Raw genomic sequence first — 17,385 nt, 5'->3', positions numbered from 1 at the left:
CCCCGGGGAACCCGCCCGTACAGGCGCCCGCGTCACCGTCAGCCAGACGGCCACCACCTGGTTGTACCGCACCGGCCCCTCCCCCAGGCACCGCACTGGCCGGAAATCACCGGCCGCCCCCGACCGCTCCCGTTTGCCTAAAACTCTTGGGAATCTCCGCAATTACTTCTGGCGAACAGGAGGAAGCTTGTGGGTGCGTACGACCCCGGAGGAGCTCGCCGACCGGGGCGCCGCCGCGCCGTCCGGCCGATCCGGCAAGGACGCGCCGACCGCCCTTGCCGACGTCTACCGCGACTACGCCCGCGAGCGCCCCGGCCGCTACGCGGCGGCCCGGTACCGGCGCGGTACCGGCTCGGTCCGGAGGCAGCCGCGGCGAGCGCCGGCGGACGGCACAGCGCGATGCCCCGGGCCATCCTGCGCGGCTACGACCTGACCGAGCCGGACCAGACCCACGCGGTCCGGCTGCCCGGCAGCGTCTTCCACGGTTACGTCAGCCTGGAGCCGGCCGGCGGTTTCAGCCACGGCGCCCCGGACAGTCAGGAGAGCTGGACAGTCAGGAGAGTTGGACACGGATCCTGGACGCCCTCAACACCCTGCTACGGAGCTGGCCCACACCATGACCTGGATCACCACGCCCCTCACCGAGGACCTGCTGCGCGGCGCCCTCGACCTCGAACGCACCGAGCACGGCCTGCTCCCCCACCGGCTGCCCGCCCGGGCCCGCGCCCAGTGCGCCGATCCGCAGCTGGCCATGGCCGAGTCCCAGCCCTCCGGCGTACGCCTGGTCTTCCGCACCCGGGCCACCGCCGTCGAGCTGGACACCCACCCCACCAAGCGGGTCTACGTGGGCGCACCGCCCCGCCCGGACGGTGTGTACGAACTGCTCGTCGAAGGCCGCCCGGCCGGCCAGGGCAGCGTGACCGGCGGTGACACCCTCACCATCGACATGACCACCGGAACCACCGAGCACCGGTCCGGCCCGTACGGCACCGTCCGCTTCACGGGCCTGCCGGACACCGAGAAGAACGTCGAGATCTGGCTGCCGCACAACGAGACCACCGAGCTGGTCGCCCTGCGCACCGACGCCCCTGTCGAACCCGCCCCGCCGTCGGACCGCCGGGTCTGGCTGCACCACGGCAGCTCCATCAGCCACGGCTCCGACGACACCGGACCCACCACCACCTGGCCCGCGCTCGCCGCCTCCCTCGGCGGGGCGGAGCTGATCAACCTGGGCCTGGCCGGCAGCGCCCTGCTCGACCCGTTCACCGCCCGCGCCCTGCGGGACACCCCCGCCGACCTGATCAGCGTCAAAATCGGCATCAATGTGGTCAACGCGGACCTGATGCGCCTGCGCGCCTTCGGCCCCGCCGTCCACGGCTTCCTCGACACCATCCGCGACGGGCACCCCACCGCCCCGCTGCTGGTCGTCTCGCCGATCCTGTGCCCCATCCACGAGGACACGCCCGGCCCGAGCGCCCCCGACCTCGGCCCCCTCGGCGCCGGAACGTTGCGGTTCCGGGCCATGGGCGACCCGGCGGAACGCGCGAGCGGGAAGCTCACCCTCGGTGTCATCCGCGACGAGCTGGCCCGGATCGTCGCCCAGCGGGCCGCCGACGACCCGAACCTGCACCACCTCGACGGCCGCGACCTCTACGGCGAGCGCGACCACGCCGAGCTGCCGCTGCCCGACGATCTCCACCCGGACGCCGCCGCCCACCGCCGCATCGGTGAACGCTTCGCCGAACTGGCCTTCACCAAGGGCCCCTTCGCCGACGCCTGACCCTGGATCCGCCGAGGCAGGCCGCGCGAGGGGGCCCCGACGCCAAAGGGCCGGGGAACCCTCCCCGGCCCTTCACCACGCCCCGTGGGGCCATGCCCCGTACGGCTACTGCAGCTTGGCGGACTTGCAGGCGCTCTCGAACTTGCTGGTGCAGATGTCGGACACCTTGTAGATGCTGTCCTCGATCACCGTGCTGCTGATGTTGCTCTTGGTCAGGGCGACCACGGGGACCAGCTGCGCGGGGATGTCCTTGTCGGTGGGGCTGTCGACCCGGTCCGAGGCGAGGGCGTCGAACTGGATGTCCTTGCCCTGGACCTTCGCCACCGCCATCTCGGCGGCGGCCTCGGCCTCCTGCGGGTACGACTTGTACACGCTCATGTACTGCTCGCCGGTCAGGATCCGCTGCACGGCCGCCAGTTCGGCGTCCTGGCCGGTGACCGGCGGCAGGTTGGTCACGCCCGCGCTCTTCAGGGCGTCGATGACGGCGCCGGCCATACCGTCGTTGGCGGAGTAGACGGCGGCGATGTTGCTCGCGCCGAGGGCATTGATCGCCTTCACCATGTTGGCCTCGGCGTTCTCCGGCTTCCAGTCCACGGTGTCGTAGGTCCTGGCGATCGTCACCTTGCCCTCCAGCTCGGAGAGCGCACCCGCCTTGAACTGCTTGGCGTTCGGGTCGGTGGACGAGCCGTTCATCATGACGATCTTGTCAGAACTGTCGATGCCCGAGCCCAGAGCGTCGACGACGGAGCGGCCCTGGACCTCGCCGACCAGCTCGTTGTCGAAGGAGACGTACGCGTCGATCGGCCCCTCGGCGAGCCGGTCGTAGGCGATGACGGGGATGCCCGCGTCCTTCGCCTTCGTCACACCGCCGGCTATCGCGTGCGCGTCGACGGCGTCCAGCAGGATCACATCGACCTGGTCGTCGATCATCTGCTGCAGCTGCTCGGCCTGCCGGCTCGCGCTCGCGTCGGCGTTGGCGTACTCGACCTTGCCCTGCTTGTCGGTGAGTTGGGCGACCTTGGCCTCGATGATCGGCTGGTCGAACTTGTCATAGCGGGTGTTCGCCTTCTCAGGGAGCAACAGGCCCACCGTGACGTCGTTCCCCTTGGTCGGGCTGGCCTCGCTGCTGCTCCCGGCCACTCCCAGCGCCCCGCAGGCGGAGAGGGAGAGCGTGAGGGAACCTACGGCAACTGCGATGCCGCTACGACGGGTACGGGTGTTCACTGCGCCTTGCCTTCCGAACGAGGGTGCTGTCGCGACCCAGGTGAAGGGAAGCCAACGTGGCCTTCACCAAATCGTCAAGGATCAACCACGCATTGAGATAGCAACGTTAATTTGTGCGGCTTCTGTGAAAACGTGAGGTGGCGGGGGTGACGGACGGGTTCCAAAAGTCGCGTACAACCAATCTCCGACATCGTCGGTCCTGATCATCAACGGCTCTGCCGGCCGTTTTCGATCAGGACTGAAGGACCGGATGAACCCAGCCAGACGCACGACCGCCGCGGCCTCGGCCGCCGTCGTGCTCGCCACCGCGGGCGGCCTGCTCACCGCGGTCGCCACGCCCGCCACCGCCGCCACGACCTGCGCCTCCCCCGTGTTCAAGCGGCAGTTCTTCGCCAACACCAGCTTCTCCGGCACCCCGAAGAAGACCGACTGCGACAGCGCGGTCGACCAGAACTGGGGCACCGGCGCCCCCGCCTCCGGCCTTCCGTCGAACAACTTCGGCGTCCGCTGGAGCGTGACGCGGGACTTCGGCTCCGGGGGGCCCTTCGCCTTCGCCGCCGAGGCGCAGGACGGTATACGGGTCTACCTCGACGGCGTCCGCAAGGTCGACCTGTGGAAGAACGTGTCGACGACGGTCAGCAAGACCGTGAACCTCACGATCCCCTCCGGCCCGCACACCCTGCGCGTCGACCACGTCAACTGGACCGGCACCGCCCGCGTCAAGTTCGGCTACACCCCACGCACCTCCGCCACCGTGGACAAAGTCAAGCCCCTCGCCCCGACAGGAACCGCGGTCAGCTACGACCAGGCCACCGGCAAGGCGAAGCTGACCTGGGCGAAGAACAAGGAGATGGACCTCGCGGGGTACCGCCTCTACCGGCGCCTGAAGGCCAGCGCCACCTGGAAGCAGGTCACCACCACCACCGCCGCCACGTACACCGACACCCCGCCGGCGACCGGCGACACCTACTACTACGAGGTCCGCGCCCACGACAAGGCCGGCAACGAGTCGGCCGGCGGCACCGACCGCCCGGTCGCAACCGTCGACCGGACCGCACCAGCTGTCCCCTCCGGGGTCGAGGCGTCCGACAGTCAGCCGGGCATAACGGTGTCCTGGAAGGCGGTGCCGGGGGCGACGCAGTACCTGGTGCACCGGCGGTGGGACGACGACGGCGGCGACAACCCGGTCGTGCAGGTGGCGAAGGTGACGACCACGTCCTGGCTGGACGCCACCGCCAAGGAGGGCCTGTACTACAGCTACTGGGTCAGCGCGGTCGACGGCGTCGGCAACAAGTCCGCGAAGGCGCCCGCGGACCAGATCTATCGGGGCGACTTCGCGCCCTCGGCTCCCACGGGCCTGACGGCCACGACGAAGGCGGGCGCCGGCGTCGCACTGACCTGGAAGACGCCCACCTCGCCCGTCACGAACGACCTGGCACGCTTTTGGATCTACCGCAACGGCAGGAAGGTCGACGAGGTCCGCGCCACGCAGACCTCCTTCACCGACATCTACGTGCGGCAGGGCACCACGTACACCTACACCGTGACCGCCGTGGACCTGCTGCGACACGAGTCCGCCCCGTCGACACCGGCCGACGGCACGGCCCCCGCCACCGGAATCGCGCCGGCTGCCGTCACCGGGCTGCGGGGAGCTGTCAAGGGCGAAGAGATCATGCTGAGTTGGCAGCGCAGCCCCGAGGAAGACGACGTCGACCACTACGACGTGTACGAGGCCGAACTGGTCGACGGGATCTGGCAGTACGGACGCCGCGCCAAGGCCTACGACCACGGCCTGGACGACACAACGACCCTTGCCTTCTTCTACGAGCTGTACGAGCCGCACGGCGAGACCAAGCGCTGGGCCGTCGTCGCCGTGGACTCCTACGGCAACTCCCGCTTCGACAGTGGCGAGGACTTCTCCTACGTCACCGTCACCGAACCCGAGAGCACGGAATGATCCAGACCCGTCGCACGACGGCCGCGGCCTCGGCCGCCGTCGTGCTCGCGACCGCCGGCGGCCTGCTCACCGCGGTCGCCGCCCCCGCGTCCGCCGCCACGACCTGCGCCTCGCCGGTCTTCAAGCGGCAGTTCTTCGCGAACACCGAATTCTCCGGCACACCGAAGAAGACCGACTGCGACAGCGCGGTCGACCAGAACTGGGGCACCGGCGCCCCCGCCTCCGGCCTTCCGTCGAACAACTTCGGCGTCCGCTGGAGCGTGACGCGGGACTTCGGCTCCGGGGGACCGTTCACCTTCACCGCTGCCGCGCAGGACGGCATACGGGTCTACCTCGACGGCGTCCGCAAGGTGGACCTGTGGAAGAACGTGTCGACGACCGTGAAGAAGACGGTCAACGTCACCATCCCCTCCGGCAGCCACACCCTGCGCGTCGACTTCGTCAACTGGACCGGCACCGCGAACGTGTCGTTCGCCTACGCGCCCCGCACCTCCGCCACCGTCGACACCGTCAAGCCGCTCACGCCGACCGGCACTTCGGTGTCGTACGACAAGGCCACCGGCAAGGCGAAGCTGACCTGGGCGAAGAACAGGGAGATGGACCTCGCGGGGTACAGGGTCTACCGGCGCCTGAAGGGCACCTCGTTCGGGGCCACGGCACTCGCGACGACGACCTCCACGTCGTACACCGACACCACCCTTCCCAAGACGGGCGCGACCTACTACTACGAAGTCCGCGCCCACGACAAGGCCGGCAACGAGTCGTCGGGCACGGCCGACCAGGGTGTGACCACCGCCGACCTGGTCGCGCCCGTCACACCCACCATCGTGCGCGCGACAGGTGAGGTGACCCCGACCGGCGGTACGGGCGGGCTGGAGGTCGGTTGGAACAAGGTCGCGGACGCCGTGTCGTACCGCGTCCACCGGGCGGCGAGCGCGGGTGGCACGTACACCGCGCTCGACAGCACGGACCAGCTCTCGTACCTGGACACCTCGGCCGTCGAGGGGACCGTCTACTACTACCGCGTCACGGCCGTCGACGCGGCGGGCAACGAGTCCGCCCGGTCCGAGCCCCAGCGGGGCAAGATCTGGGACAACGATCCACCGTCGCTCGTCACCGGGCTGCGAGTCACCCCGACCGAGTACGGCTTCCAGCTGAACTGGGACAAGAACCCGGCCCAGGATCTGCGGCACTACACGATCCACTGGGGCGAGTTGGCGGGCGACGAGGGCGAACAGGTCTGCTACGGCAGCCTGGTGGACTATGTCTCTCCCAACGACACGTCCTACGCGTACACCACGCTCCCGGACGGCGACGAGGTCTGCTTCTTCGTCGACGCCGTGGACGACGAGGGCAACTCCGCCATCAAGTGGAACGGTCCGACCGAGGCCGTGTCCGTCACCGAGCTCGACATGACGCCGAGCGTGCCGACGCCCGAGGGCTCGCCGCTCCACCTGGCGGCGACCGGGGCCGAGGGCGACGAGGGCAACCACCTCACGTGGTCCGGGCTCGGGTCCGACTCTCCGCAGGCCGCGGGCGGCTACCGCGTCTACCGGTGGGACCCCGCCACCTCCACGTACGCGAAGATCGCCGACCTCGGTGCCGGTGCCTTCGAGTACGTCGACACCGGCGCCCGCCACGGCACGACGTCCTACTACTGGGTGACCGCGGTGACCGCCGACGACACCGAGTCCCTACCCGCGGGTGACTGGGCCGTCACCGCGCCGACCAACTGACCCGACCCGCCAGGAACATCCGCACGACCGTCAGCCCCGCTTCGGACCCGTGATCGCCTCGCCGATCACGAAGCCCTTGGCGGGGCCTTCGGGGATGGTGACGTCGGTGCCGTAGGGGACACGGTGGATGTCCTCCCAGTCGGCCTTGTCTGGGCGGGGCCCGGTCAAGAGGGTGACGGCGCCTTGGCCGTCGTGGTCGTCGACGAGGACGTAGACGGGGATGCCTGCGCGAGCGTATTCGCGGCGCTTGCGGATGCGGTCGCGGTCTTGATTGGCCTTGCCGGGGGAGACGACTTCGACGATGAGGTGTACGGCTTCCGCGTCAACGCCGAGTCCGTCTTCGTCCACGTATGCGTCCAGAGCTTCGGGTGCTACGAAGACGTCTGGCACCCAACCCTTGCGCCTGCAGATGACGTCCATGACCTGGTAGGCCGAGTGCTCATCGCCCCTCAGAAAGCACTCCAGGGCGTCGCGTACTCGGTTGGCAACCAGGGCGTGGGGCAGGCGGCCAGCGGGCCACACCTCGATGGCTCCCTCGACGATCTCAGCGCGGTAGCCCTCGGGAAGCTCCAGGGCTTTCCACGCCTGCCACACGACCTCGTCCAGGTCGGGATCGGTCAAGATGGCACCTTCTCTCCAAGGGGTCGGCTGTGCCCCACGGTAAGTACGACATTGCAGCTGACCAGGTGACATATCCCTAGTTCACCCGTTCGAGCGAAGCCGGAACGATCCGCTGGTCCCGCCCAACTCGAACCACACCCCCTTCGCATACCGCCCCGCCCTCTCGTCGGCGACGCCCCACCCGTCCGCCATCTCCTCGACCAGCGCGAGCCCCCTCCCCCAGCAGGCGACAGCCCCGGCGGCGGGGTACGTGACGACGGGCGGGTCCGGACTCTCGTCGAAGACGCTGACCCGGAGGCCGGCCGGAGTGAGCCGGATGCGGAGCATGGCCGCGCCCTTGGTGTGCAGGTGCACGTTGGTCACCAGTTCCGAGGTGCACAGTGCGGCGGGCATGACGAGGCGCTCCCGGTCGTGGGTGAAGAGGACGGCGCGTACGAAGTCCCGGCAGACGCGGGGCGCGGTGGCGTCACCCGGGGCGAACAGGCTGTATTCGTGGGTGAGTTGGGCGGGGCGGTGGGCTGCGCGGCGGGACGGGTCCATGGGTGGCGGCTCCTGGTGGGCAGGGGAGGTTGCATGATTTCAGCGCGTGATCAGCTCAGCACTCAAGGTAGCGACAAAGGGTTCTCGCGAGCAACCTGATCGCAGAACCCGGTGGACTAACTCCCGCCGACGGGGCAGACTTTGGGTCGATCACCAAGGAGAATCCGTGGGACTGCGCACCACCATCAGTGAACGGCAGCGGCGGCTCGGCTTCGAACTCAAACAACTGCGCGAGCAGGCCGGTTTGACCACCAGCGAAGCCGCCGAGCGGATCGGCATGACGCGCGGACAACTGGGACACATCGAGGCCGGCCGAACCTCCGTCCTCACCGAACGACTGCTCGACCTCTGCCACGTCTACGGTTGCACGGGGGAGCCCTACGTCGAGGCGCTGGTCGCCATGTCCGAGTCCAGTGGCAAAGGCTGGTGGAGTGCATACCGGAAGCACATGGGGCCCGACTCCCTGAATCTGGCCGAGCTCGAATCAGAGGCCGTGGCCATCAGGACGCACGAGCCACTGTTCATTCCGGGTCTCTTCCAGACCGAGGACTACACGCGCTCCATCTTCACGAGCCCCAACCTGGGCTTCGCGAACATCGAGGAGGGGTTGAGGTTCCGCATGGAACGTCAGCACATCCTGACGCGCGACAACCCGCCGTCCGTGCATGCCGTCATCCACGAGTCCGCGTTGCACATGCGGTTCGGCGACACCAAGGTCGTTCGGGAGCAGTTGCTGCGTCTGATCGAGTTGGCGCGACTGCCGAACGTGACCATCCAGATCTATCCGTTCACAGCCCAGGCACACGCCGCACTGACCGGCAATTTCACACATGTCATCCCCGGCAACCCGAGCTTGGGCACGGTCGTGGTCGAACAGCTCCTGGGCTCCCACTACTTGGTGCAGCAGCGCCAGCTTGCGGAGTACGACTCCTTGTTCGACCGCATCGCGGAAAACGCCCTCGCGCCCATCGACGTATCGTTGGCCCCCGAAGCACACTCGGTGAAGGACTCGCTGACCCTTGTCCAGCATGTGCTCTACACCGCCTGAGGAGGCACGCATGTCTGAGCCGCACTGGCAGAAGTCGTCGTACAGCGGCGGCCCCGAAGGTAACTGCCTCTACCTCGCCCCCACCCCCGACGGAACGATCCGCCTCCGGGAGAGCGACACCCCCGACGTCATCCTGACCGCCGCCCCCGAGGGCCTCGCCGCTCTCCTGCGGAGCCTCAAGGCCGACGACTGAGGGGCCCGAAGGTTCAGGTGAACCTCCGGGCCCCTCACGTCAGTTGACTCGCGGCGTCAGTCCGACGCCTGCTGCCGCTTCGGTCGCCACACCACCAGCGCGCTGGTCTGCTGCACCTCCTGGTACGGGACCAGATCGCGGCGGTACGACGCGTGCACCGCCGCCTCGCGCTGCTGCATCGCGGCCGCCGCGCCGTCCAGGGCCGCCTGCATCTCCGCCATCCGGGACTGGAGGGCGACGACCTGGTTCTCCAGCTCGATGATCCGCTTGATGCCGGCCAGGTTGATGCCCTCGTCCTGCGACAACTGCTGGACGGTACGCAGCAGTTCGATGTCGCGGGCCGAGTAGCGCCGGCCCCGGCCGGGGGTGCGGTCCGGGGAGACCAGGCCGAGACGGTCGTACTGGCGCAAGGTCTGCGGGTGCAGGCCGGAGAGTTGGGCCGCCACCGAGATGACGTAGACCGGGGTCTCCTCGGTCAGTTCATACGGATTGCGTCGACGACCGTCCATCTCACTCATGCTCCCTTCGCGGCCTGAAACAGCTCCGCCCGCGGATCCTCACCCGCGGTCGCCTCGCGATACGCCTCCAGTGCGTCACGAGCCTTCCCCGTCACGTCCTTCGGGACACTCACCTCGACGGTGACCAACAGGTCGCCACGGGTGCCGTCCTTGCGGACCGCGCCCTTGCCGCGGGCGCGCATGGTGCGGCCGTTGGGCGTACCCGGCGGCAGCTTCAGGGTCACCGACGGTCCGCCCAGGGTGGGCACCCTGACCTCGCCGCCGAGCGCCGCCTCCGCGAACGTGACCGGGACGGTCACCGTGAGGTTGTCGCCCTTGCGGCCGAAGACCGGGTGGGCGTCGACATGCACGGTCACGTACAGGTCGCCCGACGGGCCGCCCCGTTCGCCGGGTGCTCCCTTGGCGCGCAGGCGGATGCGCTGGCCGTCGGAGACTCCCGCGGGGATGCGGACCTGCATGGTCCGCGAGGACTTGGCCCGTCCGCTGCCGTGGCAGATCTCGCAGGGGTCCTCGGAGATCAGTCCGCGGCCCTTGCAGTCCGGGCAGGGGTCCGTCAGCGAGAAACCGCCGCCCGAACCCCTCGCGACCTGCCCGGTCCCGACGCAGGTCGGGCACACCCGCGGGTTGCCGTTCTTGTCGCCGGTGCCGGAGCACGCCTTGCAGGGCTGCTGCGAGGACATCCGCAGCGGGACCGTCGCGCCCTCGATCGCCTCGGTGAAGCTGAGAGTGACCTCGGACTCGATGTCCTGGCCGCGCCGGGGCTGCGTACGCGTCCCCGTGCCCGCGCCGCCCCGGTTGAACAGGCCCCCGAAGACGTCACCGATCCCGCCGCCGAAACCGCCGGCGTTCTGGCCGCCCTGGGGGCCGCCTCCGAAGAGGTCACCCAGGTCGAAGTTGAAGGAGCCGCCGCTGCCTGCCTGCCCCGGACGGTAGCCACCGCTTCCGAACAGGGCGCGCGCCTCGTCGTACTCCTTGCGCTTCTTCGGGTCGCCGAGGATGTCGTTCGCCTCGGAGACCTCCTTGAAGCGGTCCTCCGCCTTGAGGTTCCCCTTGTTGGCGTCCGGGTGGAATTCGCGGGCGAGCTTCCGGTACGCCTTCTTGATCTCGGCCTCGGTGGCGTCCTTGGGGACGCCGAGAACCTTGTAGTAGTCCTTCTCGATGAAGTCCTTGGTGCTCATCCTCGACGTCCCTCCTTCCTTCTCGGTTCAAGCTCAGCCCTTGTCCGGGCCACCGGTCTCCTCGTCGTCGGCCGTCTCCGCGGAGTCCTCCGCCTTGACGGTCTGCGCCCCGGGCTGTGGTTCGGCCACGGCCACCCGCGCGGGGCGGATGGTGCGTTCGCCGAATCGGTACCCGGGCTGGAGAATCGCCACGCACGTCGTCTCGGTGACGTCCGGCGCGTAGCTGTGCATCAGGGCCTCGTGGATCGTCGGGTCGAAGGGCTCACCCTCCTTGCCGAACTGCTGAAGGCCCATCTTCGCCGCGACGGACTCCAGCGACTCGGCGACGGACTTGAATCCGCCGAGGAGTTCGCCGTGGTCCCGCGCGCGGCCGATGTCGTCGAGCACGGGCAGGAGCTCGGTCAGGAGGTTCGCGATGGCGATCTCCTTGACCGTGATCCGGTCCCGCTCGACCCGGCGGCGGTAGTTCTGGAACTCGGCCTGGAGCCGCTGGAGGTCGGCGGTGCGCTCGTCAAGTGCCGTGCGTACCTGGTCCAGCTGGGCCGTCAGGCCTGCGATCTGTGCTGAAGCGTCCCCGGCCGGGGCCGCCGCCTCCCCCGAGGAGGGGGCGGCGGCCTGCGGCTCGGCGTCGTCGGGGGTGGCGCCGGAAGGGACGTCGGGCTTCTCGTCGAAGCCCGGGGTCTCCTCCGTCACGCGGCACCGTCCTTGCGCTCGTCGTCCACGATCTCGGCGTCCACGACGTCGTCGTCGGCCTTCGATTCACCGCCGGCGGCACCCTCGGAGGCGCCGCCCGCGGCCTGACCGGCCTGGGCGTCGGCGTACATGGCCTGGCCGAGCTTCTGCGAAACGGCCGCGACCTTCTCGGTGGCGGTACGGATCTCGGCGGTGTTGTCGCCTTCGGCGGACTCGCCCTTGAGCGCTTCCTTCAGCTCGTCGACCGCGGCCTCGACCTCGGTCTTGATCTCGCCCGGGACCTTGTCCTCGTTGTCCTTGAGGAACTTCTCGGTCTGGTAGACGAGCTGCTCGCCCTGGTTGCGGGTCTCGGCGGCCTCGCGGCGGCGGTGGTCCTCCTCCGCGTACTGCTCGGCCTCCTGGCGCATCCGGTCGACCTCGTCCTTCGGCAGCGAGGAGCCGCCGGTGACGGTCATCTTCTGCTCCTTGCCCGTGCCGAGGTCCTTCGCGGTCACGTGCATGATGCCGTTGGCGTCGATGTCGAACGCCACCTGGATCTGCGGGACGCCACGCGGCGCCGGCGGCAGACCGGTCAGCTCGAACATCCCGAGCTTCTTGTTGTACGCCGCGATCTCGCGCTCGCCCTGGTAGACCTGGATCTGCACGGACGGCTGGTTGTCCTCGGCCGTCGTGAAGATCTCGGAGCGCTCGGTCGGAATCGTGGTGTTCCGGTCGATGAGCTTGGTCATGATGCCGCCCTTGGTCTCGATACCCAGGGACAGCGGGGTCACGTCGAGGAGCAGGACGTCCTTGACCTCGCCCTTGAGGACACCGGCCTGCAGGGCGGCGCCGATGGCGACGACCTCGTCCGGGTTGACGCCCTTGTTGGCCTCCTTGCCGCCGGTCAGCTCCTTGACGAGCTCGGCGACGGCGGGCATCCGGGTGGAGCCACCGACGAGGACGACGTGGTCGATCTCGTTGATGGAGATGCCGGCGTCCTTGATGACGTTGTGGAACGGCGTCTTGCAGCGCTCCAGCAGGTCGGCCGTCAGCTGCTGGAACTGAGCCCGGGTGAGCTTCTCGTCCAGGTGCAGCGGGCCCTCGGCGGACGCGGTGATGTAGGGCAGGTTGATCGAGGTCTCGGTGGACGAGGACAGCTCGATCTTGGCCTTCTCCGCCGCCTCACGCAGGCGCTGGAGGGCCATCTTGTCCTTGGCCAGGTCCACGCCGTGGCCGGACTTGAACTGCTGGACCAGGTAGTCGACGACCCGCTGGTCCCAGTCGTCGCCGCCGAGGTGGTTGTCACCGTTGGTGGCCTTCACCTCGACCAGGCCCTCGTCGATGTCGAGCAGCGACACGTCGAACGTGCCACCGCCGAGGTCGAAGACGAGGATCGTCTGCTCTTCCTTGTCCAGGCCGTACGCCAGCGCGGCCGCGGTGGGCTCGTTGACGATACGCAGGACATTGAGACCGGCGATCTCGCCGGCTTCCTTCGTCGCCTGACGCTCGGAGTCGTTGAAGTACGCCGGGACGGTGATGACCGCGTCCGTGACCTTCTCGCCCAGGTACGACTCGGCGTCCCGCTTCAGCTTCTGCAGGATGAACGCCGAGATCTGCTGCGGGTTGAAGGGCTTCCCGTCGAGCTCGATGTTCCAGTCCGTGCCCATGTGGCGCTTCACGGAGCGGATGGTCCGGTCCACGTTCGTGACCGCCTGGCGCTTGGCGACCTCGCCGACGAGCACCTCACCGTTCTTCGCGAAGGCGACGACGGACGGCGTGGTCCTGGCACCCTCGGCGTTGGTGATGACGGTGGGCTCGCCGCCCTCCAGAACGCTGACGACGGAGTTAGTCGTGCCCAGGTCGATGCCGACCGCACGTGCCATGGTGATCTTCCTCCAGCTGACTTGAGTGGAACGGGCTCAAGTGTGCACGACGTCCAGCCTCCGGTCAACAGACCTGAGTCGGACGGACTCAACTCTTATCCGTTCCTTACACGCAACTGGGCTCTGACCTGTGTGTTCACCGGGCGGCGAGGGGCATACGGCTGCACTCGAAGGAGTCCCAGTACGACCACCAGGGCACCCGCCGCCACCCAGTACACCCCCGACCCGGCCACCCACCCCAGATGCGCGAGGACCGCGACGAGTACCCCGGAGAACGCCCCCACACCGAGCACGACCGTCGCCCCGCAGGAGGTGAGCCCGAGCCGCCGCAGCCGGTGCGCGAGATGGTCCGGGCCACCGCGCAGCAGGGGCCGCCCGGCCAGTCGGCGGGAGAGCAGCACGAGGACCACATCGGCGCCCGCGAGGGCCGTCAGCGAGAACAACACCCCCGCGCTGGACGCCGGTTCGTGTCCGGTACGGGTGACCACGGCCGCCGACGCGAGCACGAACCCCGCGAACAGCGCCCCGCAGGAACCGAGTCCCGCGCGCGCGGGAGGCCGGTTGTGCATCAGGAACCCGGTCAGCGCGGCGGCCAGCACGCTCAGCAGCGCGGCCAGCCCGTCCATCATCTCGGCCGCCGCCAGCACCCCCACCCCGAAGGCGGTCACCACGGCCACGGTCCCGGCCAGCGCGTCCGCGTGATCGAGCGCCTTGAAGCCGACGGCGACGAACACGATCCAGCCGGCCGCCAACACCCCACCGCCGAAGCCGAGTTCGCCGTACGGCACCACCCAGGCCGCCGCCAGGGCCGTACCGCCCACGAGGAGCCGGGCCTTGACCCGCCGCACGTCGGCGACCAGCCCGAGCGCGGCGACCGCGGCCCCGGCCACGAGCAGTTCGCGAACCCCGCCGTCGAGCGGCGCGACCCCGGTCCACTCGCCGGCCGCCGCGACCAGACAGGTGACGAACGCGACGGCGATCCCGCCGCACTGCGGAACGGTCCGCTGGCGCCGCCGGTCGACGATCCCGAGCCGCCGGGCCGGGGCCCGGAGCAGGGCCGTGAGCACGGCGGTGAGGAGCAGGGCGGCGGTGGCGGCGGCGGCGGCGATCCCGTAGAGCACGGATCTAAATTAGGGGTGAATGTACCAATTTGGTATGAATAACACGATCGGATCGCCACAGATCTTTAAGGCAACCCTCAGCGACACAGATCACCGCACGGCTGGCTACAGTGCGACGGAAGATGGGGGTAATCTCAAACCGACCGGGTAAGTTACCGCTTAGTAATGTCGAGGACCCCCCTCGAAAGATCCCCTCGCAGGCCCGAGGAGCCCCGAAATGCAACTCGCCGCGATCATCGTGTCGCTGGTGCTGACCGTGGTCGGCGTTGCGCTGCTCGCACGCGCCATCGGCCAGTTCTTCCGGTATTTCAAGCTCGGCCAGCCCGTGCCCGCCGGCGCCCGGACCGACAACCCCTACCAGCGCAGTGTGACCCTGGTGCGGGAGTTCCTCGGCCACACCCGGATGAACCGCTGGGGCATCGTGGGCTTCGCCCACTGGTTCGTGGCCGTCGGCTTCCTGACGCTGCCGCCGACCATCATCACCGCGTACGGCCAGCTCTTCCAGGCCGACTGGACGCTGCCGGTGATCGGCGGCTTCCTGCCGTACGAGCTGTACATCGAGTTCATCGCCGCGATGACGACCGTCGGCATCGTCACGCTGATGGTCATCCGGCTGCTGAACCTGCCCTCGCGCCCCGGCCGCAAGTCCCGCTTCGCGGGCTCGAAGATGGGCCAGGCGTACTTCGTCGAGTACGTCATCCTCACCATCGGTCTGGCCATCTACGTCCTGCGCGGTCTCGAGGGCGCGCTGCACCACGTGGACCACTTCGAGGCCGCGTACTTCGCCTCGTACCCGCTGGTCCTGGCCTTCAAGGGACTGAGCGTCGCCACGCTGCAGAACCTGGTCTACCTGACCGCCATGATCAAGCTGGGCACCACCATGATCTGGATGATCACGGTCTCGCTCAACACGAACATGGGCGTCGCCTGGCACCGCTTCCTCGCCTTCCCGAACATCTGGTTCAAGCGCGAGGCGACCGGCGGGACCGCCCTCGGCGCACTCCAGCCGATGACCTCCGGCGGCGAGCCGATCGACTTCACCGACCCGGGCGACGACGACGTCTTCGGCGTCTCCCAGGTCGAGCAGTTCTCCTGGAAGGGCCTTCTCGACTTCTCCACCTGCACCGAGTGCGGGCGTTGCCAGTCGCAGTGCCCCGCCTGGAACACCGGCAAGCCGCTCTCCCCCAAGCTGCTGATCATGTCCCTGCGGGACCACGCGCACGCCAAGGCGCCCTACCTGCTCGCGGGTGGCGGCAAGACCATGGAGGGCGAGGAGAAGGCGTCCGCCGAGCAGCTGAAGGACGTGCCCGCCGCGGCTCTCGCCGAGGCCGAGCGCCCCCTCATCGGCACCGCCGAAGAGAACGGCGTCATCGACCCGGACGTCCTGTGGTCCTGCACCACCTGCGGCGCCTGCGTCGAGCAGTGCCCGGTGGACATCGAGCATGTCGACCACATCGTCGACATGCGCCGCTACCAGGTGATGATCGAGAGCGCGTTCCCGTCCGAGGCGGGCACCATGCTCAAGAACCTGGAGAAGAAGGGCAACCCCTGGGGCCTCGCCAAGAAGCAGCGCCTGGAGTGGCTCAAGGAGCTCGACTTCGAGGTGCCGGTCGTCGGCAAGGACATCGAGGACCTGTCCGAGGTCGAGTACCTGTACTGGGTCGGCTGCGCCGGCGCCCTGGAGGACCGCGCCAAGAAGACCACCAAGGCCTTCGCCGAACTGCTCCACATGGCGGGCGTCAAGTTCGCGATCATGGGCGGCGACGAGAAGTGCACGGGTGACTCGGCGCGCAGGCTGGGCAACGAGCCCCTCTTCCAGGAGCTCGGCATGGAGAACGTCGCCGCGCTGAACATGGCCTTCGGCGAGGAGCTGGACGACGAGGGCAACGTCACCGCGGAGTCGAGGAAGCCGAAGTCCGCGAAGAAGATCGTCGCGACCTGCCCGCACTGCCTCAACACGATCGGCAACGAGTACCCGCAGATCGGCGGCGACTACGAGGTCATCCACCACACCCAGTTGCTCCAGCGCCTGGTGGACGAGGGCAAGCTGATCCCGGTCACGCCGGTCGAGGGCATCATCACGTACCACGACCCCTGCTACCTGGGCCGCCACAACAAGATCTACACGCCGCCTCGCGAGATCATCGCCAGCGTCCCCGGTCTCCGGAACGAGGAGATGCACCGCCACAAGGAACGCGGCTTCTGCTGCGGCGCCGGTGGCGCGCGGATGTGGATGGAGGAGCGGATCGGCAAGCGCATCAACAACGAGCGTGTCGATGAGGCGCTGTCGTTGAACCCCGACATCGTCTCCACCGCCTGCCCGTTCTGCCTGGTCATGCTCACGGACTCCGTGAACGGCAAGAAGAACGACGGCCAGGCCAAGGAGTCCGTCCAGGTCGTCGACGTCGCCCAGCTGCTCCTGCAGTCCGTCAAGACCCCTGTCTCCGACTCCGACGAGCCCCCGGCGGGCACATCCGAGTCGGAGAACGAGCCGGAGCCGCAGCCGGTGAAGTAGCCGGAGAAGTAGTCTCTACGGCCGTCCGACGCCCCGTGCCCTTCCGGCGCGGGGCGTCTTCGTCTACCTCTGCGTCCGCCTCGAGAATTTACCGAACTCACGTACAACCCTTACGCGTCAGCGAAGGTCTCCTGATCGCCGCCCGCCCCGTGGAACCCGGGCCGACCACTGGAACCGACCACGGACGGCGGACGCTCATCATCGACTGCGGATGCCCGCCAGGCATCCCCCGCATGCCGCAGGAGACCTCGCATGCACAAGCGTTTCAGGCTGACCTTCGCGACGGCCACCGTTGGCTTGCGCACGATCTCCCCGAGCGCCTCGGGCGTCTCGACGACGGGTTCGCCGGACTTCGGCGCGAACTTCGCCGACTGACCTCGCCGACCGACCCGTACCCCT

The 17,385-nt window shown here is 68.8% G+C and carries 15 protein-coding genes and 1 pseudogene; 8 read left to right on the top strand and 8 right to left on the bottom strand.

What is annotated here, in order from left to right; all coding sequences use genetic code 11:
- Window positions 1–208 precede the first annotated feature (208 nt).
- Window positions 209–620: pseudogene (locus tag AB0H86_RS05670) on the top strand (TetR-like C-terminal domain-containing protein); the annotation flags it as partial.
- Complete coding sequence (locus AB0H86_RS05665) at window positions 617–1,780, top strand: GDSL-type esterase/lipase family protein (protein WP_362433314.1); 1,164 nt, start codon at window positions 617–619, stop codon at window positions 1,778–1,780. The pseudogene AB0H86_RS05670 and the gene AB0H86_RS05665, both read left to right, overlap by 4 nt.
- Window positions 1,781–1,885: 105 nt before the next feature.
- On the opposite strand, the gene AB0H86_RS05660 is transcribed toward AB0H86_RS05665, so the two are convergent.
- Entirely contained in the window at window positions 1,886–3,004 is a 1,119-nt protein-coding gene (locus AB0H86_RS05660; protein ID WP_362433311.1) for a substrate-binding domain-containing protein, read from the bottom strand.
- 250 nt (window positions 3,005–3,254) lie between these two features.
- Between AB0H86_RS05660 and AB0H86_RS05655 the strand changes: the two genes are divergently transcribed.
- Window positions 3,255–4,961 (top strand): PA14 domain-containing protein, encoded by a 1,707-nt coding sequence (locus AB0H86_RS05655; RefSeq protein ID WP_362433309.1) that lies wholly within the window; start codon window positions 3,255–3,257, stop codon window positions 4,959–4,961.
- Window positions 4,958–6,697, top strand: a complete 1,740-nt coding sequence (locus AB0H86_RS05650) for a PA14 domain-containing protein (RefSeq protein WP_362433306.1) — start codon at window positions 4,958–4,960, stop codon at window positions 6,695–6,697. Before AB0H86_RS05655 ends, AB0H86_RS05650 begins: the two co-directional genes overlap by 4 nt.
- A gap of 30 nt (window positions 6,698–6,727) precedes the next feature.
- Here AB0H86_RS05650 and AB0H86_RS05645 read toward each other — a convergent pair whose 3' ends face one another.
- A complete protein-coding gene (locus AB0H86_RS05645; protein WP_362433304.1) occupies window positions 6,728–7,318 on the bottom strand; it encodes a Uma2 family endonuclease in 591 nt (196 codons plus the stop codon).
- 81 nt (window positions 7,319–7,399) lie between these two features.
- The gene (locus tag AB0H86_RS05640; protein WP_362433302.1) at window positions 7,400–7,858 is read right to left on the bottom strand and encodes an ATP-binding protein; all 459 of its coding nucleotides are present in this window, start codon (window positions 7,856–7,858) and stop codon (window positions 7,400–7,402) included.
- Between the two features lie 166 nt (window positions 7,859–8,024).
- On the opposite strand from AB0H86_RS05640, the gene AB0H86_RS05635 reads away from it, so the two are divergent.
- The gene (locus AB0H86_RS05635; RefSeq protein WP_362433299.1) at window positions 8,025–8,906 is read left to right on the top strand and encodes a helix-turn-helix transcriptional regulator; all 882 of its coding nucleotides are present in this window, start codon (window positions 8,025–8,027) and stop codon (window positions 8,904–8,906) included.
- 10 nt (window positions 8,907–8,916) lie between these two features.
- Entirely contained in the window at window positions 8,917–9,099 is a 183-nt protein-coding gene (locus AB0H86_RS05630) for a DUF397 domain-containing protein (RefSeq protein ID WP_362433297.1), read from the top strand.
- 56 nt (window positions 9,100–9,155) lie between these two features.
- On the opposite strand, the gene AB0H86_RS05625 is transcribed toward AB0H86_RS05630, so the two are convergent.
- From AB0H86_RS05625 to AB0H86_RS05605, 5 genes are all read right to left on the bottom strand, one after another.
- A complete protein-coding gene (locus AB0H86_RS05625; RefSeq protein WP_362433704.1) occupies window positions 9,156–9,608 on the bottom strand; it encodes a helix-turn-helix domain-containing protein in 453 nt (150 codons plus the stop codon).
- Between the two features lie 5 nt (window positions 9,609–9,613).
- Window positions 9,614–10,795: a molecular chaperone DnaJ gene (gene dnaJ / locus AB0H86_RS05620; RefSeq protein ID WP_362433295.1), complete on the bottom strand. Its 1,182-nt coding sequence runs from the start codon at window positions 10,793–10,795 to the stop codon at window positions 9,614–9,616.
- Between the two features lie 33 nt (window positions 10,796–10,828).
- Window positions 10,829–11,488 carry a nucleotide exchange factor GrpE gene (gene grpE, locus AB0H86_RS05615; protein WP_362433293.1) on the bottom strand — a complete coding sequence of 220 codons (660 nt, stop codon included), beginning with the start codon at window positions 11,486–11,488 and terminating at the stop codon, window positions 10,829–10,831.
- Window positions 11,485–13,350 (bottom strand): molecular chaperone DnaK, encoded by a 1,866-nt coding sequence (gene dnaK, locus AB0H86_RS05610; RefSeq protein WP_362433290.1) that lies wholly within the window; start codon window positions 13,348–13,350, stop codon window positions 11,485–11,487. Before dnaK ends, grpE begins: the two co-directional genes overlap by 4 nt.
- Before the next feature lie 95 nt (window positions 13,351–13,445).
- Entirely contained in the window at window positions 13,446–14,471 is a 1,026-nt protein-coding gene (locus AB0H86_RS05605) for an MraY family glycosyltransferase (RefSeq protein WP_362433288.1), read from the bottom strand.
- Between the two features lie 217 nt (window positions 14,472–14,688).
- On the opposite strand from AB0H86_RS05605, the gene AB0H86_RS05600 reads away from it, so the two are divergent.
- Complete coding sequence (locus AB0H86_RS05600) at window positions 14,689–16,986, top strand: (Fe-S)-binding protein (RefSeq protein WP_362433286.1); 2,298 nt, start codon at window positions 14,689–14,691, stop codon at window positions 16,984–16,986.
- Window positions 16,987–17,238: 252 nt separating this feature from the next.
- Window positions 17,239–17,361 carry a hypothetical protein gene (locus AB0H86_RS05595; protein ID WP_362433283.1) on the top strand — a complete coding sequence of 41 codons (123 nt, stop codon included), beginning with the start codon at window positions 17,239–17,241 and terminating at the stop codon, window positions 17,359–17,361.
- Window positions 17,362–17,385: the final 24 nt, after the last annotated feature.

This window comes from Streptomyces sp. NPDC050997, from assembly GCF_040660135.1.
Lineage (GTDB): Bacteria > Actinomycetota > Actinomycetes > Streptomycetales > Streptomycetaceae > Streptomyces.
Note: the sequence above shows the minus strand (reverse complement) of the source record. Positions and strands in the feature narration are given on the sequence as shown.